General features: G+C 37.0%; 18 protein-coding genes and 3 tRNA genes. 11 read left to right on the forward strand and 10 right to left on the reverse strand.

What is annotated here, in order from left to right:
- Positions 1 to 415: 415 nt before the first annotated feature.
- From uvrC to grpE, 5 genes are all read right to left on the reverse strand, one after another.
- A complete protein-coding gene (gene uvrC / locus V6255_RS16420; protein ID WP_341629123.1) occupies positions 416 to 2,248 on the reverse strand; it encodes an excinuclease ABC subunit UvrC in 1,833 nt (610 codons plus the stop codon).
- Between the two features lie 148 nt (positions 2,249 to 2,396).
- The gene (gene uvrY / locus V6255_RS16425; protein ID WP_025563534.1) at positions 2,397 to 3,041 is read right to left on the reverse strand and encodes a UvrY/SirA/GacA family response regulator transcription factor; all 645 of its coding nucleotides are present in this window, start codon (positions 3,039 to 3,041) and stop codon (positions 2,397 to 2,399) included.
- A 381-nt stretch (positions 3,042 to 3,422) separates the two neighbouring features.
- On the reverse strand, positions 3,423 to 4,550 hold the full coding sequence (gene dnaJ, locus V6255_RS16430; RefSeq protein ID WP_341629124.1) for a molecular chaperone DnaJ: 1,128 nt from the start codon (positions 4,548 to 4,550) through the stop codon (positions 3,423 to 3,425).
- A 103-nt stretch (positions 4,551 to 4,653) separates the two neighbouring features.
- Positions 4,654 to 6,573, reverse strand: coding sequence for a molecular chaperone DnaK (gene dnaK, locus V6255_RS16435; RefSeq protein ID WP_341629125.1), 1,920 nt, complete (start codon positions 6,571 to 6,573; stop codon positions 4,654 to 4,656).
- A 527-nt stretch (positions 6,574 to 7,100) separates the two neighbouring features.
- Positions 7,101 to 7,700, reverse strand: coding sequence for a nucleotide exchange factor GrpE (gene grpE, locus V6255_RS16440; protein WP_341629126.1), 600 nt, complete (start codon positions 7,698 to 7,700; stop codon positions 7,101 to 7,103).
- Positions 7,701 to 7,840: 140 nt separating this feature from the next.
- Here grpE and nadK point away from each other — a divergent pair, with 140 nt between their 5' ends.
- Together nadK and recN are read left to right on the forward strand one after the other, a co-directional pair.
- A complete protein-coding gene (nadK, locus tag V6255_RS16445; RefSeq protein ID WP_341629127.1) occupies positions 7,841 to 8,740 on the forward strand; it encodes an NAD(+) kinase in 900 nt (299 codons plus the stop codon).
- Positions 8,741 to 8,977: 237 nt separating this feature from the next.
- Positions 8,978 to 10,663, forward strand: coding sequence for a DNA repair protein RecN (recN, locus tag V6255_RS16450; protein ID WP_341629128.1), 1,686 nt, complete (start codon positions 8,978 to 8,980; stop codon positions 10,661 to 10,663).
- Positions 10,664 to 10,971: 308 nt separating this feature from the next.
- Here recN and V6255_RS16455 read toward each other — a convergent pair whose 3' ends face one another.
- Entirely contained in the window at positions 10,972 to 12,843 is a 1,872-nt protein-coding gene (locus V6255_RS16455; RefSeq protein WP_341629129.1) for a GGDEF and EAL domain-containing protein, read from the reverse strand.
- A gap of 431 nt (positions 12,844 to 13,274) precedes the next feature.
- Here V6255_RS16455 and lolB point away from each other — a divergent pair, with 431 nt between their 5' ends.
- From lolB to ychF, 6 genes are all read left to right on the forward strand, one after another.
- Complete coding sequence (gene lolB, locus V6255_RS16460) at positions 13,275 to 13,886, forward strand: lipoprotein insertase outer membrane protein LolB (RefSeq protein WP_341629130.1); 612 nt, start codon at positions 13,275 to 13,277, stop codon at positions 13,884 to 13,886.
- 11 nt (positions 13,887 to 13,897) lie between these two features.
- Positions 13,898 to 14,770: a 4-(cytidine 5'-diphospho)-2-C-methyl-D-erythritol kinase gene (gene ispE / locus V6255_RS16465; RefSeq protein ID WP_341629131.1), complete on the forward strand. Its 873-nt coding sequence runs from the start codon at positions 13,898 to 13,900 to the stop codon at positions 14,768 to 14,770.
- A gap of 65 nt (positions 14,771 to 14,835) precedes the next feature.
- Positions 14,836 to 15,783, forward strand: a complete 948-nt coding sequence (locus tag V6255_RS16470) for a ribose-phosphate pyrophosphokinase (protein WP_025565760.1) — start codon at positions 14,836 to 14,838, stop codon at positions 15,781 to 15,783.
- Between the two features lie 244 nt (positions 15,784 to 16,027).
- Complete coding sequence (locus V6255_RS16475) at positions 16,028 to 16,654, forward strand: 50S ribosomal protein L25/general stress protein Ctc (RefSeq protein ID WP_025565759.1); 627 nt, start codon at positions 16,028 to 16,030, stop codon at positions 16,652 to 16,654.
- A gap of 2 nt (positions 16,655 to 16,656) precedes the next feature.
- Positions 16,657 to 17,247 carry an aminoacyl-tRNA hydrolase gene (gene pth / locus V6255_RS16480; protein WP_025565758.1) on the forward strand — a complete coding sequence of 197 codons (591 nt, stop codon included), beginning with the start codon at positions 16,657 to 16,659 and terminating at the stop codon, positions 17,245 to 17,247.
- A gap of 23 nt (positions 17,248 to 17,270) precedes the next feature.
- A complete protein-coding gene (ychF, locus tag V6255_RS16485; protein WP_341629132.1) occupies positions 17,271 to 18,362 on the forward strand; it encodes a redox-regulated ATPase YchF in 1,092 nt (363 codons plus the stop codon).
- A 185-nt stretch (positions 18,363 to 18,547) separates the two neighbouring features.
- On the opposite strand, the gene V6255_RS16490 is transcribed toward ychF, so the two are convergent.
- From V6255_RS16490 to sbcD, 4 genes are all read right to left on the reverse strand, one after another.
- Complete coding sequence (locus tag V6255_RS16490) at positions 18,548 to 19,426, reverse strand: diguanylate cyclase (RefSeq protein ID WP_341629133.1); 879 nt, start codon at positions 19,424 to 19,426, stop codon at positions 18,548 to 18,550.
- A gap of 409 nt (positions 19,427 to 19,835) precedes the next feature.
- On the reverse strand, positions 19,836 to 20,597 hold the full coding sequence (locus V6255_RS16495; protein WP_341629134.1) for a DeoR/GlpR family DNA-binding transcription regulator: 762 nt from the start codon (positions 20,595 to 20,597) through the stop codon (positions 19,836 to 19,838).
- Between the two features lie 199 nt (positions 20,598 to 20,796).
- The gene (locus V6255_RS16500; RefSeq protein ID WP_341629135.1) at positions 20,797 to 24,528 is read right to left on the reverse strand and encodes an AAA family ATPase; all 3,732 of its coding nucleotides are present in this window, start codon (positions 24,526 to 24,528) and stop codon (positions 20,797 to 20,799) included.
- A complete protein-coding gene (sbcD, locus tag V6255_RS16505) occupies positions 24,525 to 25,736 on the reverse strand; it encodes an exonuclease subunit SbcD (protein WP_341629136.1) in 1,212 nt (403 codons plus the stop codon). The genes V6255_RS16500 and sbcD overlap by 4 nt, the downstream gene beginning before the upstream one ends.
- Before the next feature lie 245 nt (positions 25,737 to 25,981).
- Between sbcD and V6255_RS16510 the strand changes: the two genes are divergently transcribed.
- The 3 genes from V6255_RS16510 to V6255_RS16520 all read left to right on the forward strand — a co-directional run bounded on the left by V6255_RS16510 (position 25,982) and on the right by V6255_RS16520 (position 26,311).
- Positions 25,982 to 26,058 (forward strand) — tRNA-Met (locus tag V6255_RS16510).
- Positions 26,059 to 26,068: 10 nt separating this feature from the next.
- Positions 26,069 to 26,153: transfer RNA gene (locus V6255_RS16515), tRNA-Leu, on the forward strand.
- Positions 26,154 to 26,236: 83 nt separating this feature from the next.
- A tRNA-Gln gene (locus V6255_RS16520) sits at positions 26,237 to 26,311 on the forward strand.
- Positions 26,312 to 26,424 lie beyond the last annotated feature (113 nt).

The following is a 26,424-nucleotide window of genomic DNA, read 5'->3' on the forward strand; positions in this document are numbered from 1 at the left end:
AAATAAGTTATTTTAACCAGTAAAATAGATCAGTTAATTAGTGTGATTGGTATTATACTAATCTGGATAAACAAGTGGTCTATTTAGGCGTTAGGGAAAATGGATGCTAGCAAGGCGTGGATTGCAGTAACTAGCTCTCATTACAAGACCAACAACGAAGCTAGGATTCATTTTAACAAGCATAAATGACTAGATAATTATTTAGATTGGTACTATTTAGATTGGTATTATTTAGATTGAAGCTAAAAACACCTTCAATATGTTTTATGCTTATCCAAAATGGCATTAGCTAAACGTAATTAAAGGCAAGTTTTCTTAATAAAAGTACAGAGTTAAACAAAGAGTTATTTGCGTTAAAAAGTTATCGGTAAATTATTGTATATAAAACCGATTCACTTTATTCAAACTGATTTTATTAATGATTCAGTGCTTCGCTAATGGTTTCCGCTAGACTTTTGCTTATACCATTTAATTTAGCTAGCTCATCAACGCTAGCTGATTTCACACCTTGTAACCCACCAAAATGATTTAATAGCATTTGACGACGTTTAGCACCTACACCAGCAATACCTTCTAAGGTACTAGTGCGCCTTACTTTATCTCGTTGTTGACGGTGTCCCATGATCGCAAAGCGATGTGATTCATCACGTATTTGCTGAATAAGATGTAATGCAGGTGAGTCACTAGTCATTTCTAATATTTCGTGACTATCAGCTAAGATCAATGTTTCTTCACCCGCTTTTCGTGCAACCCCCTTAGCGATACCAATCAATAATGGATATTTTTCAGGGAAGTTATGTTCAAGTGAGCTAATGATATTTTCTGCTTGGTTTAATTGTCCTAACCCACCATCGATAAAGATAATATCTGGTGTTGTTTCTGCAGTTTGTAAATCTTTAAAGCGGCGAGCGAGTACTTGCCCCATTGCGGCATAATCATCACCAGGTGTAATGCCAGTAATATTAAAGCGACGATAGTCTGACTTTTTAGCGCCTTCTCGATTGAAGACAACACAGGATGCCACGGTTTTTTCGCCCATCATGTGTGAAATGTCATAACATTCCATACGTTTTATCGGCTGCGTTAATTCAAGTTTCTCTTCTAGCAAATTATAACGTTGTAGAATCGATTTTTGCTGACTCAAATGGGTGCTTAACGCAATATTTGCATTGGTTTTTGCTAACTTAGTAAAACGTGAACGTTCGCCACGCATGGTTATTTTAAGTTTAGTTTTATAACCGCTATGTTCTGAAAACAATTCTTCAAATATTTCACGATCCGCAAAGTCATCGGTTAATAAGATTTCTCTAGGGATAGCGCGACCGTTTTGGCCAGATAGATAAAACTGACTTAAGAAGCTACTAAGTACTTCTTCTTGAGAACTATTTTTAGGTACTTTAGGGAAGTAATTACGGCTGCCTAATACTCGCCCTTGACGAATAAATAACATGTGGATGCTGGCCACTCCATGCTGGTAAGCAAAGCCTAAAACATCTAACTGTTCAACTTCACCACTTACCCATTGCTGCTCTTGTACTTTTTTAAGTGATTGGATCTGATCACGCCTCACCGCCGCTTTTTCAAATTCTAATGTATTACTCGCGGTTTCCATTTCAGTTACTAACTGCTCTATAACATGCTGACTTTTACCTTGTAAAAATGCAGTCGCTAAGTCTACTTGATGAGTGTATTCCTGCTCAGGCATTGCATTCACACAAGGGCCTAAACAACGTTTTAGTTGGTACTGCAAACAAGGACGAGAACGGTTTTTATAATAGCTATCTTCACATTGACGTATAGGAAACAGTTTTTGCATTAAATGCAGGCTTTCGCGCACAGCCCCGCCACTTGGATAAGGCCCAAAATAAGTACCTTTACGTTTTTTGTTTTGTGAACGAACTAATGTCAGCTGAGGATGTTTATGATCACTTAAGAACAGGTAAGGATAAGATTTATCATCGCGAAGCAATACGTTGTATTTGGGTTTATGTTGCTTGATGAAGTTATGTTCGAGTATTAACGCTTCTGTCTCTGTATGCGTAATAGTCACTTCAATACGTACAATATGGCTAACGAGTGCTAAGGTTTTAGGATGTTTTTGGGTAAGACTAAAGTAACTCGCTAAACGCTTTTTAAGGTTTTTAGCTTTACCGATATAGATGATGGTATCTGTATCGTCGAACATTCGGTAAACACCAGGTTCGCTTGTTACTGTTTTTAGAAAAGCATCAGAGTTAAATTTGGCCATAAGCTACGTTTTGTTCACCAGTTAAATTTTATGTTTCATTAAGTTATGCACTTACTATTTGAATACAAGTGTTATCAAATAAGCTTCAATAACACATATAAAAAGGCACCTAAAATAGGCGCCTAATTCATGAGCTCAATGCAGTTTTTTAGAGTGTATCTGCGTCTAACATACCGTAACGGATAGCAAGATGCGTTAACTCGACATCGCCTTGTACACCTAACTTATCAAACAAACGGTAACGGTAACTATTAACCGTTTTAGAGCTTAGGCTTAGTTGCTCTGAAATATCAACAACACGTTGGCCTTTGGTTATCATCATCATGATTTGTAGTTCACGTTCCGATAATACTCGGAATGGATCTTCATCACTTGGTGACAATTGTGACAATGCCATTTGCTGTGCAATTTCAGGCGCTAAATAACGTTGTCCAGAATTCACAATACGAATTGCATTTAACACTTCATCAGGGCAGGCTCCTTTGCTTAAATAGCCAGCCGCCCCTGCTTGCATTACTTTGGTTGGAAATGGATTTTCAGTATGCATTGTTAGCATAATGATTTTAATATCTTCATTGATGCGCAAAATCTTATGCATTGCATCAAGTCCACCAATACCAGGCATATTAATATCCATTAATATTACGTCTGGTTCATTACTACGGCACCACTTAACAGCGTCTTCTCCGCTTTCAGCTTCGCCAATTACTTTCATGCCTCGAACATCATCAATGATACGGCTTATCCCTGTACGAACTAATTCATGGTCATCGACCAGCAGGATATTTATCACTAAAACTTCTCCGTATAGAGTAAATAATTACTCATGCTACTAAATAGGTTAATACTCATTTTTTCGTGAGCCATGTTACCTACACCAAGAAACATCGCATAATTAAAAAAACGTTGTTCTTAGCGACTTAACAGTTATTAAGAACGTAATCTTAACTTGACTCAAAAAATAGTTCACCTACTTAATTATTTAATAGGTTTAGCTAATAAAAACAGGTAGATATTGCATTACACATTGATAATAAACATTACCTAGAGACCTGTTTTAATCGCATTATTCCCAATCATTTAACTTGAGTGAGCGATATCATAGCAAACTATTGATTATGAAGTGCATAAAAAAAGACCACTCGAAAGTGGCCTTGTATTCACATTCGATAAATTACTTACTTATGTCATCAAAGAATGTTTTCAAACTGTTCAAAAAACCTTCAGATTTAGGTTTATGTTTTTTACTACTGCTTGAACATAAAGAGCTTTCAAACTCCTTCAATAACTCTTTTTGTTTGATTGATAATTTAACCGGTGTTTCCACGGTCACTTTGCACATCAAGTCACCTGTAGAATGACTACGCACAGACTTAACACCTTTATTGCGCATACGGAACATACGCCCTGTTTGCGTTTCTGCTGGTATTTTAAGTTTTACACGTCCATCTAATGTAGGGACTTCAATTTCACCGCCTAGAGCCGCTTCAGTAAAGCTAATCGGTACTTCACAATATAAATCATTACCATCACGTTCAAACACGTCATGTGGACGTACATTCATTTGAACGTACAAGTCACCTGCTGGTGCACCTTGCTCTCCGGCTTCACCTTCACCGCTTAAACGGATACGGTCGCCAGTATCAACGCCTGCAGGAATTTTAACTGATAATGTTTTACTGCGCTCGTAACGACCTTCACCATGACATTTCCCACATGGGTCAGTAATGATTTTGCCTTTACCACGACAAGTTGGACAAGTTTGGTTAACAGCAAAAAAACCTTGGCGCATTTGCACTTGGCCTTGGCCATGACACGTACCGCACGTTTTAGACTCTGTTCCTTTTTTAGCACCAGAACCATTACACTGCTCACAATGCACTAAAGTAGGAATTTGGATCTCTTTAGAGATACCTTTAACGGCCTCTTCTAATGTCAGCTCCATATTGTAGCGTAAATCAGAACCTTGTTGCGCACGTTGTTGACCACCGCCACGACGTCCACCACCAAAAATATCTCCGAATATATCGTCAAAACCACCGCCGCCAAAACCACCGCCGCCAGCTTGACCTTGTTGGTTAACACCATCATGACCATATTGATCAAATGCGGCTTTCTTTTGGGGATCGCTAAGAATTTCGTAAGCTTCTTTTACTTCCTTGAACTTTTCTTCTAGCGCATCATCACCTTTGGTACGGTCTGGATGGTACTTCATCGCTAAGCGTTTATAAGCTTTTTTAACTTCTTTTTCTGTCGCATCTCGGCCTAAACCAAGTACTTCATAACAATCTCGTTTAGACATGGTTATTTCTCAAATCTCTGTTTATTGAAAACAAACACGCGGATTATAGATAAATCCATAACCCGCGAGTTGAAACGATCTTACTTATTTAGGGGTTACCTAATTATTTTTTCTCGTCTTTTACTTCTTCAAACTCAGCATCAACGATGTCATCATCTTGCTTCGCTTGTGCATCAGGTTGCTCTGCACCTGCTTCACCAGCTTGTGCTTTCTGTTGAGCAATCTCACCTAATTTTTGAGCAGCTTCAGCAAGTGCTTGTGTTTTAGCTTCGATTTCAGCTTTATCTTCACCTTTAGACGCAGTTTCAAGTTCAGCTAGTGCTGCTTCAATTTTCTCTTTTTCGTCAGCAGGTAATGCATCGCCAGCTTCTTCGATTTGTTTCTTAGTTGCATGAACTAAAGCATCTGCTTGGTTACGTGCAGTGACTACTTCTTCGAACTTTTTATCTGCATCAGCATTTGCTTCTGCATCATTTACCATTTTTTCAATCTCTTCGTCAGATAGACCTGAGCTTGATTTAATCGTAATTTTTTGTTCTTGGTTAGTGTCTTTATCTTTAGCTGATACGTGTAAGATACCATCAGCATCCATATCGAATGTTACTTCTATTTGTGGTGTACCACGACTAGCAGCACGAATACCTTCTAGGTTGAATTGACCTAGAGATTTGTTATCTGCAGCACGCTTACGCTCACCTTGAAGAATGTGAATAGTTACCGCACTTTGGTTGTCTTCAGCAGTAGAGAACGTTTGTGACTGTTTAGTTGGGATAGTTGTATTTTTCTCGATAACTTTCGTTAATACGCCACCCATTGTTTCAATACCTAAAGATAACGGTGTAACGTCTAATAATAGAACGTCAGTTTTGTCACCAGAAAGTACAGCACCTTGAATCGCCGCGCCCATTGCAACTGCTTCATCAGGGTTAACGTCTTTACGAGCAGCTTTACCAAAGAATTCAGCAACAGCAGCTTGAACTAAAGGCATACGAGTTTGCCCACCTACTAAGATAACGTCATCAATGTCACCAACAGATAAGTCAGCATCTTTAAGCGCAATACGTAAAGGCTCAAGTGTTGCTTTAACCATATCTTCAACTAAAGACTCTAATTTAGAACGCGTTACTTTAATGTTTAAATGTTTAGGACCTGATGCATCAGCAGTGATGTAAGGCAGGTTGATATCTGTTTGTTGTGCAGAAGAAAGCTCAATTTTTGCTTTTTCAGCAGCTTCTTTAACACGTTGCATTGCTAGTGGATCTTTAGTTAGATCGAAGCTTTGCTCTTTTTCAAATTCTTTCACTAAGAAGTTAATTAGACGGTTATCGAAATCTTCACCACCTAAGTGTGTATCACCGTTAGTTGCTAGTACTTCAAATGTTTTTTCGCCATCTACTTCATCGATTTCAATGATTGAGATATCGAAAGTACCACCACCTAAGTCGTATACAGCAACAACGCTGTCGCCTTTAGAGTTGTTAACACCGTAAGCAAATGCAGCAGCCGTTGGCTCATTGATGATACGTTTAACATCAAGACCCGCGATACGACCAGCGTCTTTAGTTGCTTGACGTTGTGCATCATTAAAGTAAGCAGGTACAGTGATTACAGCACCAGATACTTTTTCACCTAGGTAATCTTCAGCTGTTTTTTTCATTTTTTTCAATACTTCAGCAGAGATTTGCGGTGGAGCCATTTTGTTTCCACGAGCTTCAACCCATGCATCACCGTTATCAGCTTTTACGATTTTGTAAGGCATGATTTTAATATCACGTTGTACTTCTTCGTCTTCAAAACGACGACCGATAAGACGTTTAATAGCAAATAAAGTGTTTTGCGGGTTAGTAACAGATTGACGTTTAGCAGGTTGACCTACTAATATTTCGCCATCTTCTGCATAAGCAATGATCGAAGGAGTTGTGCGCTCACCTTCTGCATTTTCAATAATTTTAGCTACATCACCATCCAATACAGAAACACATGAATTTGTAGTACCTAAATCAATACCGATAATTTTACCCATTTTTACTCTCTCCACACTTGTTAATGTTGTTACTTGTTTAGTTGACTATCTGCACGCTGGCAGTGTCTGTTCGATACTTTATATATAAGGGGCTATTTCTGTGTTTCAAGGGCAATTAGCAAAATAAATGCAATTTTTTTAAAATAAATAAAAAAAAGTGGCACAACTTAATCGTATTAACCGTCAAGCAATACGCAATATCAAACAAATGTTAAAGTAACTCATTGAAGGAAAGATAAAAGCAGTAGTATCCAAGGAATTCAACCTACAAAATATTGACTAATAATCAATAAGTTAAAGAAGATATGTATTAGCTAAACTACGCTTATTCATATACAAAAATAATTTAAATAGATACATGAATAAAAAAGATTAAATGAATAGTAAAAAGAATGAATCACATCATACTAAGTTAGCAAATGAAAATTATTTTTAAACTCTAGAAAATAAATCATCAGATACAAAAAAAAGCACCGAAGTGCCTTTTTCTATCAATAATTAATTGATGGTATTTTATAACGCACTAATTACTCTGCGGCTTTTGAAACCACAACCATTGCAGGGCGAATAACTTGACCACCGCTTAGCTCATAACCTTTTTGCATTACAGCAACAACTTGATTAGGTTCAACACCTTCAACAAACTGCATGCTCATTGCTTGATGCTTTTCAGGGTTTAATGCTTCACCCATTGGATCAATTTGTTGAATACCGATACTTGAAATTGCTTTCAGTAATTCAGTTAATGTCATTTGAACACCATCAACCATAGGTTTTAGCGTTTCATTTTCTTTATCAGCGTGCAGAATTGCTAATTCTAAATGATCAACAACAGGTGTTAATGCATTAGCAAATGTTTTTAATACTGATTTACGACGATTTTCTGAATCAATACCTGCTTTACGAATTTCGTTTTGAGAAAATGCTTGAGCACGGATCACAAGATCTTTTTGCTCTTTAACTTCTTCTTCAGCAGCAGCTAACTTTTTAGTTAACTCTTCAATCAACGCAGCTTGATCATCACCTTTGTCTGCAACTACTTCTTCTACTAACTCAGCTTCAACCGCTTCGTCACCCAAAACAGTTTCAATTGCTTCTTCTACAGTCTTTTTTTGTTCTTCGCTCATAATTCAATCCTACCTAATGTCATTTTGGTCAATATTATATGCTCTATTATGGGGATAGTAATAATAGTTTCAAGCCTGTTAATAAAAACATTTTTAAGAGGTATACTGAAAACCATTACATTTTATTGAATAGGCATTTTATGAGTCTGGATAGTAAGCAACAAAGTCAATTTAAAACCATCGGGTTAATTGGCAAACCACAGCACAGTGAAGCATTACAAACGCTGACTAGCTTATACTTTTTTTTGCAAGCCAGAGGCCATTCAATCATTGTTGATATTCGTCTTGCCGATGACTTAGAGCTACCACAAATACGTTATGAAGACTTAGTCGGTATTGGTCAAAAATGTGATTTAGCAATCGTTGTCGGTGGTGATGGCTACATGTTAGGCGCAGCAAGAGTGCTCGCAAGATTTGATATATCAGTGATTGGGGTTAATCGAGGTAATTTAGGCTTTCTAACTGACTTAGACCCAGAAGACTTTGAAAAACCGTTGACTGAAGTATTAGAAGGTACTTATCAAGCCGAAAATCGTTTTTTATTAGAAGCGCAAGTTTACAGCCACGGACATTTAAAAAGCAGTAGCACAGCGGTTAATGAAGCAGTATTACACCCTGACAAAATTGCCCACATGATTGAATTTGAAGTGTATGTTAATGATAATTTCATGATCAACCAACGTGCAGATGGTTTGATTTTATCCACTCCAACGGGTTCAACGGCTTATTCATTATCAGGAGGAGGCCCAATATTAACGCCTAAACTAGATGCAATTAGTTTATTACCCATGTTCCCACATACACTTAACAGCCGCCCTATTGTTATTGATGCCAATAGTATTGTGCGATTAAAAATAGCGCAATCTAATACAACAGAAATGCAAATTAGCTGCGATAGTCATGTTAACTTATCGGTTTTGCCTGGCGATGAAGTGGTGATTAAAAAGACACAACATAAGTTGAATTTATTACACCCACAAAACTATAACTACTTCCATGTATTACATAATAAATTTGGTTGGGGTAATAAACTTTTTTAACCTCACTTTGCTTTCAGTACTTTTATCTGTCATTCAAAGTACTGAAAGTGATCCTTAATATTGTCTCTTATCCAACTTTCAAACCAACTCCTTTCTCCCTGCAGAATTTAAATTATTTACATAAAATAGATAAGCAACACTTTACTGTTTAAAAAAACAGTACTAAACTACATTCTTAAACTGTATCTTTAACCAGTAGTTTTATCGTTGTTAATATCATCATAGGATGTCAATTTTATGCTAAGCCAATTAACCGTTCAGCACTTTGCAATCGTCAAATTTCTAGAGCTCGATTTTCACCAAGGCATGACCACCATTACTGGTGAAACAGGGGCAGGTAAATCAATCGCCATTGATGCTTTAGGCTTATGTTTAGGTGCACGAGCTGATGCAGGAATGATCCGCCAAGGAACAGACAAAGCAGAAGTGAGTGCGCGTTTTAATTTAAGCGATACGCCAAATGCTTTGACCTGGTTAAAAAATAACGACCTAGAAAATAGCCTCAGTGATAACGCTAATGAATGTTTGCTGCGTCGAGTGATCACCCGAGAAGGACGTTCACGCGCTTACATTAACGCAATACCAGTACCGTTATCACAGCTAAAAAGCTTGGGGCAATTACTGGTTAATATCCACGGACAACACGCACACCAAAGCTTGTTACGCAGTGATATACAGTTATCGATTATTGATGAATATGCAAATCATCAACAATTATTACAAAAAGTAAAAGATACCTACCAAGGCTGTCACTTCCTTAAAAAACAATTACAGCAACAGCAATTAAGCCAACAAGAAAAACAAGCGCGCAAACAATTGCTTGAATATCAAATTATCGAATTAGATGAATTTGCATTAGCAGAAAATGAATTTTCAGAAATAGAAGCTGAACATAAAAAATTAGCAAATAGTGGTGCACTCATTGAGAACTCTCAAAAAAGCTTAAATTTATTAACCGATTCAGACGAAGTCGATGCATTAAGCTTATTACAAAAAAGTATTTCCTTACTTGAATCACAAGTACAGCACGATAATAAACTAACCAACATTTTAGAGTCATTACAAGAAGCAGCGATTCAAATTGAAGAAGCAGGTTATGAACTACGCCAATACTGCGAGCAATTAGAGTTAGATCCTGAACAATTTGAACAATTAGAGTCACGCTTAAGCCAAGCAATGACACTATCTCGAAAACACCAAATTCAACCGGAAATGCTGTATTCATTTCATCAAAAATTAAGTAAAGAATATCAGCAACTTAATAATAGCGAAGCGCAAATTGAGCAGTTAACTATAGAACTAGATAATGCAAAACAAGATTACATAAAACATGCACAAAAGCTAAGCCAAAGCCGTCAACGCTACGCAAAAGAATTAAGTAAAAAGATAACTAAAAGCATTCAAAAATTGAATATGGAAGATGGACAATTTGAAGTTGCTATGACGCAGCATGATGCAGATAGCCTAAGCCCTCTCGGTATCGATGGTATTGAATTCCAAGTTGCCGCTAATGCTGGTCAAGGGTTACAAAACTTAGGTAAAGTCGCTTCAGGTGGCGAACTGTCACGTATCAGTTTAGCGATTCAAGTTATTATTAGCCAACGCATTTCAACCCCTACATTAATTTTTGATGAAGTGGATGTCGGTATCAGTGGTGCAACGGCAGCCGTCGTCGGTAATTTGTTACGTCAATTAGGTGAAAGTACTCAAATATTATGTGTAACCCATCTTCCACAGGTAGCTGGAAATGGCCATCAACAAATGACCGTAAATAAACATAGCGATGGCAAGAGCACTAACACTATGATGCAGTTATTAGATGAAACACAACGCGTTCAGGAGTTAGCAAGGTTACTAGGTGGGGATAGTATTACCGAACATACATTAGCGAATGCTAAAGAGCTGTTAATAGTTAATAGTTAATAGTTAATAGTTAATAGTTCAAATAACCGTCGAATGACTATCATTATCTAGCCCTTGCTTTTTTGCAGGGGCTTTTCACATCTTATATATTCATATCGCAAAACACTGTCTGTTAATATCTAGTTTGGTTAATACTTGGTCCGTTAAAAAATATTCACTCAGGCTATTAGGGCCATTACTGATGGCACTCAATGAACAGTAAATTACCCTTCAAAAAAGAGAAAAAACAAACATAAATGTCTTTTCTACTCTTTAAAGAGTGAAAGGTAGTGTTTAGTGTTTGGTGTTTAGTGTTTAGTGTTTAGTGTTTAGTGTTTAGTGTTTACAGCAAAAAAATCATTCTTTTGAGACATCAGCTTAATAATTTCAGTAGAGTGGATAGGCTTAGAGATTAAGTACCCTTGCAGGTAATCACAATCATTTTCAAATAACCATTGAGCCTGTTCTTCACATTCCACACCTTCAGCTACTAATTGTAGTCCCATTCCTTTAGCAAGACCGATGATTGAACGAATAATACATATATCCCCTTCATCATTAGGTAATCCATCAACAAAAGATTTATCAATTTTTAACTTAGAAACATTTAAGTTCTTTAAACGAGATAATGAAGAGTACCCCGTTCCAAAATCATCGATAGATAAATTAATACCTAGGTCAGTTAATTTTTCCATTTGGTTAGATAAAACGTCAAAATCACCTGAAAGTAATTCTTCTACTATTTCAAATTCAATTAATGATGTCGACACCTGATATCTATCTAAACAATCTCCTATTTGTTTAATTAACAGTGAAGAAAATAATTGTTCCGAAGATATATTTACAGACACTTTTTTAAGATTTAATCCTAAATGAATAAACTGTTTAATATCAATACAGGTTTGTTCAAAAATAACATTACCCAGTTCACCCATTAATCCTAAGCGCTTAGCAATAGGTAAAATAACATAAGGTGAAATCACCCCTTTAGTAGGATGTAACCAACGCACTAAAGCCTCTAAAGCAAAACCTGAAGACTGGTAATCTTGCTTTATAATCGGCTGATAAAAAGGAACAATTTGACCACCATTCAACGCATCGACAAACTCTTTTTCAAGTATTGCTTCTTCTTGATGTTCAATTAACCAGATAGGGTTAAAGTAAGAGACTAAACCATTACCTTCTTTTTTCGCTTTTAACATAGCGATTTCAGCTTTACGCAACGGATCTTTATCTACTAGTTCATTTATGAGACAAGTAATAATGCCGACACTCGCTGTTAAGTGGATCATTTCATTGCTAAAAGCTTTAAATGCGACAGTAAATTGTTCCTTAATGTCTAAAATAATTTGATCCAATTGACTTTGATTTTTGATAGAAGGTAACCACAAAGCAAAGAGATCACCCCCGACTCTAGATAGATTGTAAGGCGCATCAGACGAGATGTTTTCTAAACGACGAGCAATTTCACACAGCAGTTTATTGGCGACATCATAGCTAAATCGGGTATTAATATTGGTAAAATTATCCAAACCAATCAAGATCACAGCAAATTGATTATCATCGACAGCATGAGTTATATCTTGAGTGATTCTTTTTTGAAAAAACAAGCGATTTTCTAAACAGGTTAATGGATCGACTCTTTCCATATAACGCATTTTTTGCTTTTCCGAAAACCAGTAAGATTGGGCATAAACGAGTGAAATACTATCAGCTACCGAAACCGCATAAGATATTTCTGCCATATCCCAGTGCTGTACAGTAAGCGTTTGTTCAATACAAAGTACTCCCGCCAGTTTCCCATCTCTAAATATAGGGGCATCAAGTATCGACACAACATTTAATGGTGTTAAATAACCATCAAGGAACTCTCGAGTGCGATAATCCGTTCTAGCATTATCAGCATTGATAACTCTACTTGTATTAAGTGCTTTAAAATATTCGGGATAAGTTGATTCAGGAATTTCTAAGCCAGCTTCAAATTTATCTTCGGCTCCAACATAAAGATAATGACAAACAATAGTTTTTTTGTTTTCGCTGAAAAGCCATAGACTTACACGCGCTACATTTAATAATTGGCAACAAGATTTTAGAATGACTTGTATTTTAATATCTGAATCATCTTTCTCTGATTGACTATTTTGCACACCTAATTTCGTTAAAGATTGTTGCAACGTTAAAAACTTATTCAGTAAATCCATGAAAGTTACCCTTAATCAATCTTTACGCCTTTATATGTCAATTTTTTTATAAGCTGCATTCATCAATGCGGCTATTTAATGTATTAATAAAAAGATCATCTACACTACAATAAAACCATTCTATGATAACAAAGCTTACAATTGATACAAAAATACGTCTAAAGTAATAAACTTTTCTTAAATTAATGACTCTAAAGCACTAAGTAAGGCTAAAATATGCCACCAACACCTATTGAAAGTAGCAGAAAAAATAAAATCAGCCATTTTAACCATTTAGTAAATAGATAAGCTCAAAAGCGTTTCATTTTTAATCCCTTTGTATTTATTGAACTAGTAGAGACTTAAACCATCTAAATATTTTTATCGAGGAACAAAGCTATCAATTAAATACTTTGCTATATTAAAAACACTTTTTATGACTGGTTTTAAAAATGAAAAAAATTCTATTACTGCTTTCTATTATTGCGCTTTCAGGTTGTTCACAATTCGCATCAGATATTGAAGATGTGCCTTTATCAACGAACCTAACCTGGGAGCAACAGCAGCAAAAGTTACAACAACTTGATCATTGGACGCTCACCGGTAAATTAGCAATCTTTCTTGAAAATGATCGTCAAACTGCCAATATATATTGGAAACAACAAGGCGATAACTATTCTATTCAATTAACCACCTTTATTGGTACTCGTATTTTGCAAGTCACTAAAAATGCACAAGGTGTTGAGATCATTAATAATGATGATGAAGTATTTACAGGGCAAGATGCAAACACATTAATTAAGCAGTTATCTCCTGGCCTAGACTTGCCTATTTCAGCTTTACAACAATGGATTAAAAGTAACCCTGCTAATGCGTCATACCAACTAAATGACCAACAACAAGTCAATGATATTTTAGGTTTAGATGCAAGTCACAACCTATGGGAAGTTAGCTTTCAGCAATATCAAAATTTCTCTGGCATAGCCCTACCAAAAAGAGTTGATCTTAAACGCGATAATATCCGCCTTAAAATTGCCATTAATCAATGGAAAGTAGAAAATTAATCGAGCTTATTATGCAACCAGATACTATTCGCTGGCCTGCGCCAGCTAAATTAAATCTTTTTCTGTACATCACAGGACAACGTTCTGATGGCTACCATGAATTACAAACGCTGTTTCAATTCATTGACCGTTGTGATTACCTAAACATTAATGCCAATATGAGCGGCAATATAACCATTAGTCCCGCTATTCCTGATGTACCACTTGAAAGTAACCTCATTTATAAAGCAGCGATGTTACTTAAAAAACATGCTGACTGCCCGCTTGGTGCACATATCGAGTTAGAGAAAAACTTGCCAATGGGTGGTGGCTTAGGCGGTGGTTCTTCAGATGCAGCAACCACATTAATCGCATTAAATTATCATTGGGATTTAAACGTAAGCCAACAAACCTTGTCTGAGTTGGGTAAAAGCTTAGGTGCTGACGTGCCTATTTTTATTCACGGAAAAGCAGCCATTGCAGAAGGCGTTGGTGAAAAGCTCAACTCGGTGTCCCCTGCACAATCACACTATTTGATTGCCGTCCCAAGTTGCCATATTTCTACGCCTGCTGTTTTTAAAAATCCAGATTTAAAAAGAAACAGTAAAAAGCTTTCCCACCAAGAACTTATGAGCAATAAATGGACAAATGATTGTGAACCTTGTGTTAAAAAACATTATCCCGAGGTTGCTAATACTATCGACTGGTTGCTAGAATACGCACCAACTCAAATGACAGGGACAGGCGCATGTGTTTTTAGCACATTTAGCCATGCTAATGAAGCTGAGTTATTAGCACAAAAAACGCCAGAATGGTTGAATTGCTTCACCGCGGAAGGCTTAAATATTTCACCACTTCGTGAATTATTGACTACAAAAAATCAGACTAATCAATTTGCTTTATAATTGATTACACTTGTTAATGACATATTGCCATTAGCCAAATCAACAGGATGAAAGAGGTCCTCACAGTGCCAAACATGAAACTATTTGCAGGTAACGCAACACCCGATCTAGCTCAGAAAATAGCAGATCGTCTTTTCATCAAACTAGGAAGCGCTGACGTAGGTCGTTTCAGTGATGGCGAAATTCACGTGCAAATTAATGAGAATGTTCGTGGTGATGATATTTTCATCGTGCAATCTACATGTGCACCAACCAATGATAACTTAATGGAATTGATCGTGATGATCGATGCCCTTCGTCGTGCATCTGCTGGTCGTATTACCGCTGTAATCCCATACTTTGGTTACGCTCGTCAAGACCGTCGTGTTCGTTCAAGCCGTGTTCCAATTACAGCAAAAGTAGTCGCAGACTTCCTTTCTAACGTTGGTGTTGACCGTGTAATGACTGTTGATTTACATGCAGAGCAAATTCAAGGCTTCTTTGATGTGCCTGTTGATAACGTATTCGGTAGCTCTGTGCTATTAGAAGATATGTTAGAGAAAAAATTAGACAACCCAATGATCGTATCGCCTGATATTGGTGGTGTTGTACGTGCACGTGCACATGCAAAACTATTAGATGATGCTGATTTAGCAATCATTGATAAACGTCGCCCTAAAGCAAACGTTGCACAAGTAATGCACTTGATTGGTGATGTTGAAGGTCGTAACTGTATTATCGTAGATGATATGATCGATACTGGTGGTACATTATGTCAGGCAGCAGCTGCACTTAAAGAACGTGGTGCACTTTCTGTATATGCTTACGCAACACACGCAGTATTCTCTGGCTCAGCAGTAGAGAACATTAAAAATTCAGTAATCGATGAATTCATTGTAACTGACTCTATTCCACTAACGGCTGAAATCTTAGCAACAGGTAAAGTTAAACAATTGACTTTAAGTGGTATGTTAGCTGAAGCGATTCGTCGCGTTAGTAATGAAGAATCAATTTCTGCAATGTTCCATTACTAAGATTCTATTACTAAAAATCAAATAGATAGTTACCCTCTATTTGATATGAATTTTTTAAAGCGCTTATTTGTTATGAATAAGCGTTTTTTTTTGCATTTAAATTGTACAAAAGTCTTTACTGGGTTACTATGGCGCGCCTTTTTTATACACCCTTTTTGGTGGGAAGGCGGTTATCGCTGGTCGCAAACGATAATCTATTTTAATTTGAAGAGACATTTTGTTTTTTCAACAATGGAGTTTTACCATGTCAATTACATTAGTAGCTACAACCCGTACAGATTTAGGGAAAGGTGCGAGCCGCCGCCTACGTCACACAGACCATACACCTGGTGTTGTATACGGTTCAGGAAAAGATCCTGTTTCACTTACTTTCGAACACAAAGAATTAATGAAAGTTGAAGGCATCGAAGCATTTTACTCTTCAGTATTAAGCCTAGAAATCGATGGTGTTGCTGAGCAAGTATTGCTTAAAGATATCCAACGTCACTCTTTCAAAGAGCGTATCCAACATTTAGACCTTTTACGTGTTGACGCAACTCACGCATTACAAACTACTGTACCACTACACTTCTTAAACGAAGATACTGCTACAGCTGTTAAAAATGGTGGCGTTATTGCTCACTTAGCAAATGAATTAGAAGTAACTTGTTTACCAGCTGATTTACCTGCATTCATTGAAGTAGACATCGCAAATGTTGAAATTGGTCAAACAGTTCACATCTCTGACGTTGTATTACCAAAAGGTGTTGAGTCTGTTGAGCTGATCAAAGGCGAAGAGCATGACTTACCTTTATTAGCTATCACAGCTAAGAAAGTAGTAGCAGAAGACGAAGAAGAAGCAACAACAGAAGCAGCTGACGCTGCTGAGTAATCGTGTCAACTACGATTAAATTGCTTGTGGGCCTGGCTAATCCAGGCCCCGAATATGCAAATACTCGACACAATGCCGGACAATGGTACTTACAACAACTCGCCTCTCAAGAAAATATTCAATTAAAACCTGAAGCTAAATTTTTTGGTCTAACCGGACGTATTCAGTTTGCTGGTAATGACATCCGTTTATTAGTTCCATCTACCTTCATGAATCTTAGTGGCAAAGCTGTTATCGCAATGGCGAAGTTCTACCAAATCAAACCAGAAGAAATTTTAGTCGCTCACGATGAGTTAGACATCCCACCGGGTGTTGCCAAATTTAAACTTGGTGGCGGTCATGGTGGACATAATGGTTTGCGAGATATCATTTCCAAGTTAGGCAATAATAAAAATTTTTACCGTTTACGTATTGGTATCGGCCACCCTGGCGATAAAAGTCGTGTTAGCGGTTATGTACTTGGTAAAGCAACGAGTACAGAACAGAATTTGATCGAGCAAAGTATCGATGAAGCAGCACGTTGCACACATATTTTAGGTGTTGACGGTATAGAAAAAGCGATGAATCGCTTACATAGCTTCAAAGCACAATAATAGTTAATTAATAGGATAAAATCATGGGTTTTAAATGTGGTATTGTTGGTTTACCCAACGTTGGTAAATCTACCCTTTTCAATGCGTTAACAAAAGCAGGCATTGAAGCGGCTAACTTTCCTTTTTGTACTATCGAGCCAAATACAGGCATCGTTCCAGTACCTGATCCACGTTTAGAGAAACTAGCTGCGATTGTAAATCCGCAGAAAGTGTTACCAACAACCATGGAATTTGTTGATATCGCTGGTTTGGTTGAAGGCGCATCAAAAGGTGAAGGCCTAGGTAATAAGTTCCTAGCAAATATTCGTGAAACAGATGCAATCGGACATGTTGTACGTTGTTTCCAAGATGACAATATCGTTCATGTTGCAGGTAAAATCGACCCACAAGAAGATATTGACATCATTAATACAGAGTTAGCACTAGCTGACTTAGAAAGCTGTGACCGCGCTATCTTACGTTTAGTTAAGAAAGCAAAAGGCGGCGATAAAGACGCTAAATTTGAAGTACCTGTTCTAGAAAAAATTAAAGCACATCTAGAAGCTGACGGTATGGTTAGAAGTTTAGATCTTGAAAAAGAAGAATTAGCAGCCATTGAATACCTTAGTTTCTTAACACAGAAGCCAACAATGTACATTGCTAACGTTGCTGAAGATGGTTTTGAAGACAATCCATTCTTAGATAAAGTACGTGAAATTGCAGAAAAAGAAGGTGCTGTTGTTGTGCCTGTTTGTGCTGCTATTGAGTCTGAAATTGCAGAGCTGGACGATGAAGATAAAGCAGAATTTTTAGAAGGTATTGGCCAAAGTGAGCCAGGCCTTAATCGTGTAATTTACAGCGGTTATGAACTATTACATCTTCAAACTTACTTCACTGCAGGCGTTAAAGAAGTACGTGCTTGGACTGTACCTGTTGGCGCAACAGCGCCTCAAGCAGCTGGTAAAATTCATACTGATTTCGAGCGTGGTTTTATCCGTGCTGAAATTATTGGTTATGAAGACTTTGTTGAATTTAAAGGCGAAGCTGGCGCAAAAGAAGCAGGTAAATGGCGTTTAGAAGGTAAGTCTTACGTGACTAAAGACGGCGATGTTATCCACTTCCGCTTTAATGTTTAATGAGCTTACTTTAATGTGACTCTAAAAATGGCAACTTCGGTTGCCATTTTTGTTTTTGGATTTTTATATTAAAAATTTTTACTATATAGCAGTTTAATTAATATAAGCGGTATTTTTTACTGGTTAGAATTTTTCATTAGATAAGTAACTATTTTTATTCTTTAAATAATTATAACTTTCGACATCTAAGCTATCTCAATTCTATTTCTACCATTCTTTTTGGCTTCATATAAAGCATCATCAGCACGTTTTAATAAACCATCAAAACCTTTATCTGTTGCTTCTAATTTCGCCATACCAATACTGATAGTAATATTAATATCATTTGGATTAAGCGATTCTATTGCATCAAGTAAGCCTACCGATTTATTAACGGCTTCTTCGCCTTCGCATGAATCAAATAGAATAATAAATTCTTCACCGCCCGATCGAGCAATCAAATCCATAGTGCTAGATTCAAGCTGCAAAGTATTGGCCACCTTTTGTAATACCTGATCGCCAATAGCATGCCCGTAATTATCATTAACCATTTTGAAATGATCAATATCAATCATTAACACCCATAAAGATGATGCATTATTTTTTGCAGTGGTGACTTTCTGAACGGCGGTATCCATTAAATGATGACGATTATATAATCCTGTTAATTGATCATAAAATGCCATTTTATTCAATTTATCTTGTTGCAGCTTAATCGTTAAATGAGTGTTAACACGAGCACGAACGATGACCTGACTAAACGGTTTAGTAATATAATCAACTGCACCAATTAAAAAGCCTCTCTCTTCATCTTCTTCTGCTTCTAACCCAGTTACAAAAATAATTGGAATAGAGGCAGTCAAAGGATTACTTTTTAACAACTCGCACACTTCATACCCATCCATATTAGGCATGGTGACATCGAGCAAAATCAAATCGGGTTGTGGCAACTGCTCTGACATTTCTAAACATTCAACGCCACTGGTCGCTACTTTGACTTTATGTGACTTTTCAATACATGACGTTAATATATTCAACGTTGTTGGAGAGTCGTCAACAATTAGCACTAATTGCTTTTTAAGCATTATTTAAAATTCCACTTTTAATTTTTATACACTTATTATTTTAATCCAAGACTAAAATTGTCTTTATATTTACGCAATAATTGAATACAAACGAATCATTAAATACAAATATCAAATATATTAGCGCTTTCTGCTCTATGAGCTTATTGATTTAAAATGATATTAATGACAACTTAAATTTAGAGTTGGACTAATCTAATTAAACTATAATAATTAGTTTAGCGACAAAACACCAAAATGCATTATCACCACTTATTGGCCATAATATACACATAAAGTAGTAGCCCATACAAACCAAAAATTAATCAAAGCTATTAAATATTCATTTAAAGGTCTTTACCTAACTCTTTCATTTAACGCAATATATGAAGGCATGGTTTTTCTATTAAAATGGACTGTTCTTAATTAACTAATCTGGACACACTTGAATATCAACACCTTGTGCTGAAAACAACGATAGTAATTTTTCATCTGACATAGAGTCGGTGACTAGACAATCAATCTTATGAACATTACAGACTTTGTGTGTCGCCATTTTTCCCAGTTTTAAATGAGAAGCAAGCGTAATAACACGTTCTGATTGCTCAATAATCGTCGCCAGTGTTTCAGCCTCATCAATATGGTTGATACTGAGCCCTTGGCTAGGATGTAATGCACACACCCCCAGAAAACAACTATCAAAGTGAATTTTTCGCAGCATGGCATTCGTTGTGGCACCCAAAGCCATCACTGAGGGTTTAAATATTTTTCCACCTAACAAAATTAATTCAATATTATTATGATGAATTAACTTAGTCGCCACTAGTGGGCTAGGGGTGACTACCGTAAAATTAAAGTGTGTCGGTAAATTCATGGCTAACTGCAGGCAAGTACTACCAGAATCAATCAGGATCGTTTGCCCTTCTTTGATCAAAGGAATAGCCGCGAGTGCAACACGTTGCTTTAAAGGATCAATTTCTTCATGACGCTCACGATACTCTTGATTCTCATGTTGCAAAGGTAACGCGCCACCATGAACACGACGTAGCTGCTTAAGTTCATCGAGTAATTTCAGATCACGACGCACAGTATCTTCAGACACACCAAGTTGCACACTTAATTCCGCGGCATAGACTCGGCCTAATTGGCTTAACAACTCTAATATTTTGCTGTGTCTTTGTTGTTGTAACATAATTTACCCTGCGCTTTTATTCATGATTTTACTTAATTATGCAGGAATATCTCATCATTAGCACCCTTCCCTTTGCATGGAAATGCGTCTTTGTTATCAATGACCACACAACGGGCTAGCATAACAATTAAAAGCCTCTGCCAACGCTTATAACGATGCTTATATTTCGATTTCACACTACTAAAAAATAACCGCTAAATTACCCCTTCTCAATAACAGGTTTAAACTGATATTGAGGTGCTAACTGACTAAAACCTGCCGACGCGCCTTTAGTGACATGGATTTGGTGGTTAATACGCTCTTTTAAGGCATCAACATGCGAGATAATACCAATTAACTTACCCGTCGCATTTAAACGTTCTAATGCTTCTAAAGCCACTTCTAGGGTATTAGCATCTAACGTACCAAAACCTTCATCTAAGAATAATGATTCTATTTGTGTTTTATGGCTCACTAAATTTGATAAAGCCAACGCTAGCCCCAAACTGACTAAGAAACTTTCACCGCCAGATAACGTCTTAACATCTCGCACCGCATTCGCTTGCCACAAGTCAACCACTTGCAACGCTAAAGGTTGGTTAATATTGCGCTGTAACTGATAACGTTGATGTAAGTTAGCCATCTCTTTATTCGCTAAATAAACTAAGTTATCTAACGTCACTCCCTGCGCGAAAGTTCTAAATTTAGCGCCATCCGCAGAGCCAATTAACTTATTAAGCATTTCCCATTGCTGTGCATTTTCTTGTTTCTGTTGTTGTTGCGTTAATAAGTTTTGTTGCTTAACTTTGGCACTATCATCGGCTTGTAACAACCCTAACTTAGTTGCATAAAGCTGATGATGTTGTTCTATTTTTTGTTCAGACTCCGCCAATGCCACCTTTGCTTGCACTAAATCTAACGCAGTTAATTCCAATGCTTGTTGCGTGGTTAGCTGGTTTTCTAATGTTTGTAAGCGTGTTGTTTCAGTTAATAACTGCTGTTGTAGCTGTTGCCTCTGTTCCGTTAACGCTTGCATTTCATCTTGCGTTAAACAGGCATCAAGGTAACCCGCTTGGTCAGCAAACAGTGAAGAAGTTAATGCCCTTGTAAATAGCTCATCAGCATGGGTTAACTGCTCTTTATATTGAGCTTCTAAAGTAACCAGCTGCGAGTTTTCACCTTGCAATGCTTGTTCTGTAGCACTTAACGTTTGTAATACTGATTTAGCCGCTTCTAACTGAGTTTGGCATTGTGTTAGTTGCTGTTGTGCTTTATCACGTAATTGTTGCTGAGAAAGATCACCAAACTGCGTTTTCCTTTGTTGTTGCAACTCCGTTATTTTTTCAGTTAACGCATTAATTTGAGTGGTGACTTGTTGTAATAGCGCGGTATGTTGCTGTGCAACTTGTTGTGCTAATGAATGTTGTTGCGATAACTCAGCCAGTTTTTGTTGTAGTTGCTGCTCATTGGTTAACTGTAATTGATAGTCAGAAACTTGCTGTGTCATGTCTGCTAACCATTGTTCAGGTTGATTAAAAATGACGGTTGGATTTAAAAAGGTTAAGTCATTAGCCTCTGAAAGCTGAGAGTGATCTGGCAAACTGTCTATGATTGTTTGTTTAACGGTATCTGTTTTTAATGCAACTTGCTCAGATTCAGCTGTTAATGATTCAAGTTGTTCAATTAATGACGTTTGTGCATGTAAACTCTGTTGCTGCGTTAATGATAAATTATGTTTGTCAGCCGAAAGCACTTGTAATTGATTTGATTGATCAGACTGTCGCTTTTCTAAGGTTCGAACCGCTTCCATTTTTTGAGTTAACTGCTGTGCTTGTGATGTTAATGCCTGTCTCTGTTTTAACAACAACTCACTGCTTTGTGGGTTATATTCCAGAGTCATTAAATAAGCATTATTTGTCCATAAAGTCAGTAATTCCTGTCTTTCAACTAACAAAGCTTGTAGTGAAGACTCAATCTGAACTAACTGCAGTTGCTTGGTTTTTAATTGTCCATTTAACTCACTATAACGATTACGAGCTTCAAGCAATTGTTGCTGTTGTTCGTTTAAACGAAATTGATGATGTGAGGCATCAATTTTTTGATAATTAACTAAAGCAGGATGTTCTAACGAACCACATAAAGGACACGGCTCACTTTCTTCTACTTTCATTTGCAGCGCGCTAAGACTTTGTATTATCTGATCTTGCTCAAGCAGTTTTTCTGTATTGTTTACATCCTCGGCTAGTTGCTTACCCTGAGTTTTCCAGACGAGTAGCTGTTCATTCTCTACTTGTAATGAGGCTTCTAAGTTAGCTTTATTATCTGTTATTTTTGTTAGATCCACTTCAATACGATCCAATTTATCCACCAGCGGTAAAGCTGACTGACAATGTTCTAATTCGTTTTGAATATTAACTAACTGTGCATTTGCATTCGTCAGTGATGATTCAGGTAATAAAGCTAATGCATTTTGAATGTCAGACTGTGTTTTCTGAAGCGCCAATTCTAATGGTTCAACTTGACCCATTAATGCATTCATTGCTTGCTCAGCTTGATGACTTGACTGAAGAGCTTCAGATTTTTTCTTTTCAGTTAGTTGTAATGTTTGCGAAAGCGTTGATTTTTTATCTTGCATCTCACTAAGCTGATTGAGCTGAAAGGAGATAGTCGATAACTTTTCGCTTACTTGTGGAATATAAGCACGTGATTTTAAAATTAACTGACTGTCTTGAATCTGAGTTTGATAGTCAGTTATTTGTAACTTTTGCTCTGTGAGCTTTTGATTTTCCTGCATTAAAAGCTTTGATTTTTCAGCTTGTTCTTGATTTAACTGTTCAAATTGAGATTGTTTATCTGCGATGGATAACTCTAAAGGCACTAATACACGGTTAATTTCATCTAAGGTTTTATCAGTTGTTTGTTGCTGCGCTTGTAATTGTTCACTTTTCAATGATTGATCTTGTTGTGCTTGCTGCATTAGCGTTTTATTACTATTACGCTTTTGTTCAATATCCAATAATTGTTGTTTAACACGTTCATGTTGCGAGAAAGATTGCTGTTTTGAGTCAAATAAAGGCGTTAATTTAGCCGCTTTTTCAGCGTTGACTAAAGCTTTATCTTTGCTTGCAAACTCGTGTTGTTGTTGATTTATGGTAGCCACAATGTCAGTTTGCTTTTTCACATCGTCAGAAAGTTTTTGCGTTTGTTGCAACCAATTACAGGCGGTTTCTAAGGCTTTATGTTCTGTTGTTAATGTTTTTTGTTGTTGAGATAGCGTAACAATCTCTGCGTCTAATTCAGCGCGTTGATCTTCATCTAACAAACTTAATACTTTTGATTGTTCAGTGAGTAATGTTAATTCGCTTTGGATCTGCTTATTTTGCTGATAAACGTACTGTGCAATTTCACAATATATTTCAGTCCCAGTTAACTCTTCTAATAATTCAGCTCGCTCACCACTTGAAGCATTCAAGAACGCCGCAAAACCACCCTGCGCTAATAACATAGACTTAGTAAAACGAGAGAAATCTAATCCAGTCAGCTCGGTGACTTGTTTTAATACTTCACTGCTTTTAGTGGCCAGCACTTTGCCATCTATTTCAGTTAATTCACAAATCGGCGCTTGCAAGTTACCATCAGCATGGCTACGAGCACGTTTTTGCGACCAATAAACTCGATAGCCTTTGCTTTTAACCGCAAACTCAACTTCCGCTAAACAATCACCACAACCGCGCGTCATTAATTCATTTTTACTTTGCGTTAATTTATCTAAGCGTGGTGTTTGTTGATATAACGCTAAACAGATGGCATCTAAAATAGTACTTTTACCCGCTCCCGTTTGCCCAGTGATCACAAATAAAGCGTTCTCTTGAAAAGCTTGATCTTGAAAATCAATTTTCCATTCACCTTTTAAGGAATTTAAATTTTTAAAACGTAAAGAAAGAATCTTCATGATTGATGCTCCACAGCTGATAACACTTCAGCAAATAACCCTTTTAACTGTTGCTTCTGTTCGTCACTAATATTGTCTTCAATATCCAAACGATGCTCAAACAATTGTTCTGGCGTGACGTTATCCAAACTTTTTTTATCGTTATCTTGCCATTGATTAGCTTCATTAATCTGCGGACTACTGACTTTTAAAATATCAATGTGAGTCCCTTCTACTAATTGACTCAAATGAGTGTGCAAATCTGACATGTAATGCGCCTGTTTAAGTTTTACTTCCACCCAAACACTTTGCTCAAGGTCATCGGACTTAAGTGCGTTAATTTGATCAGAAATACTATCAAGGTCGCCACTGATTACTTTTAAAGATTGAAAAGTCGGAATGTCTATTTCACTCACGCTAAGATCTGTTTTATTCGTAAACTCAATCAGATTCACTTTCTTGGTTTGTTTGCTTTCATCAAAGCTCAATGGAATAGGCGAACCGCTATAACGAATAACGTCAGACTGTTGCACTCGTTGCGCCTTATGAATATGCCCTAATGCAATATAGTCAAAAGCCGGAAACAATGAAGAAGGAAAAGCCGTTAACGTACCAATATAAATTTCACGTACCGAATCAGATACCGCGCAACCCACAGCGGTTAAATGGCCCGTTGCTAAAATAGGAGTGTCAGTATTCGCTTGTTCTTGCGCAGTTTCATAGATTCGTTGATAAGTATCGGCAATTCCCTGCTGCAATGACATCTGTTTATGTTCAGCCGAACTACCTTGCTCACTCACCATCACATCAGTTGCACGTAAAAAAGGCAACGCACATAACAAAGCCTGTTGTTCACCACTTTTATTTTTTAAAGAAATAAGGTGATCAGCTAAGTTCTCGCTTAAGCCAGCCAACACAGAAACGTTTAAAGCACTTAATAGAGATTTACTTTCATTTAACACAGCAACACTGTCATGGTTGCCTGAGACGATCACTAACTGTGAGCAATAGCTTTGTTGTAATTGCACCACAAAGTCTCCGTATAGTTTACGTGCATAAGAAGCAGGTGATGCACTGTCGAAAATATCACCGGCAACGATCACCGCATCAACTTGTTGCTTATTAACGACCTCAATTAACCACGACAAAAACTGTTGATGTTCATTTTCACGTGTTTTCATCATAAAATACTGGCCAAGGTGCCAATCTGAGGTATGTAATATTTTCATGTTTCACTATTCTTAAGTTAAATTATGATCAGTTTATCTTTTTCAGGCGTATAAAACTCTATTCAGCGTTGTTTTTGATTATGTTTGCACAAAATAAAAACAACTTGATTAGCAATTAAGCAAAAAAACAAAAAAACGTTTTTTTTATTAAAAAATAGTTGACGAGGTTCACTGATATCCGCATAATGCGCCCCATCGAAATGACGCACTGTTCTGCAGAGGTCATTAAGATTAAAGTAAAAAATGGCTACATAGCTCAGCTGGTTAGAGCACATCACTCATAATGATGGGGTCCCAGGTTCAAATCCCGGTGTAGCCACCATTTACTTTACGCGGAAGTGGCGGAATTGGTAGACGCGCTAGATTTAGGTTCTAGTATCGTAAGATGTGAGAGTTCAAGTCTCTCTTTCCGCACCATTCTTTATTTCTATAAAGAAGCCAGAGAAGAATAACTCTATAAAATAACCACTCAACGAGATTAAACTCTATAAAATAGTAATTGGGATATCGCCAAGCGGTAAGGCACCGGGTTTTGATCTCGGCATTCAGAGGTTCAAATCCTCTTATCCCAGCCACATTATCTAATGCGTTTTTAACGAATTAGAATCCTTGAAGAAGGTTAAACTTAACAACTGGGATATCGCCAAGCGGTAAGGCACCGGGTTTTGATCTCGGCATTCAGAGGTTC

This window comes from Psychromonas arctica (genome assembly GCF_038155225.1).
GTDB classification, from domain to species: domain Bacteria; phylum Pseudomonadota; class Gammaproteobacteria; order Enterobacterales; family Psychromonadaceae; genus Psychromonas; species Psychromonas arctica_B.

Coding starts and splice junctions, on each gene's coding strand:
- uvrC (WP_341629123.1), bottom strand. CDS start 2,248: ATGGCCAAATTTAACTCTGATGCTTTTCTAAAAACAGTAACAAGCGAA.
- dnaJ (WP_341629124.1), bottom strand. CDS start 4,550: ATGTCTAAACGAGATTGTTATGAAGTACTTGGTTTAGGCCGAGATGCG.
- dnaK (WP_341629125.1), bottom strand. CDS start 6,573: ATGGGTAAAATTATCGGTATTGATTTAGGTACTACAAATTCATGTGTT.
- grpE (WP_341629126.1), bottom strand. CDS start 7,700: ATGAGCGAAGAACAAAAAAAGACTGTAGAAGAAGCAATTGAAACTGTT.
- nadK (WP_341629127.1), top strand. CDS start 7,841: ATGAGTCTGGATAGTAAGCAACAAAGTCAATTTAAAACCATCGGGTTA.
- recN (WP_341629128.1), top strand. CDS start 8,978: ATGCTAAGCCAATTAACCGTTCAGCACTTTGCAATCGTCAAATTTCTA.
- V6255_RS16455 (WP_341629129.1), bottom strand. CDS start 12,843: ATGGATTTACTGAATAAGTTTTTAACGTTGCAACAATCTTTAACGAAA.
- lolB (WP_341629130.1), top strand. CDS start 13,275: ATGAAAAAAATTCTATTACTGCTTTCTATTATTGCGCTTTCAGGTTGT.
- ispE (WP_341629131.1), top strand. CDS start 13,898: ATGCAACCAGATACTATTCGCTGGCCTGCGCCAGCTAAATTAAATCTT.
- V6255_RS16475 (WP_025565759.1), top strand. CDS start 16,028: ATGTCAATTACATTAGTAGCTACAACCCGTACAGATTTAGGGAAAGGT.
- ychF (WP_341629132.1), top strand. CDS start 17,271: ATGGGTTTTAAATGTGGTATTGTTGGTTTACCCAACGTTGGTAAATCT.
- V6255_RS16490 (WP_341629133.1), bottom strand. CDS start 19,426: ATGCTTAAAAAGCAATTAGTGCTAATTGTTGACGACTCTCCAACAACG.
- V6255_RS16495 (WP_341629134.1), bottom strand. CDS start 20,597: ATGTTACAACAACAAAGACACAGCAAAATATTAGAGTTGTTAAGCCAA.
- V6255_RS16500 (WP_341629135.1), bottom strand. CDS start 24,528: ATGAAGATTCTTTCTTTACGTTTTAAAAATTTAAATTCCTTAAAAGGT.
- sbcD (WP_341629136.1), bottom strand. CDS start 25,736: ATGAAAATATTACATACCTCAGATTGGCACCTTGGCCAGTATTTTATG.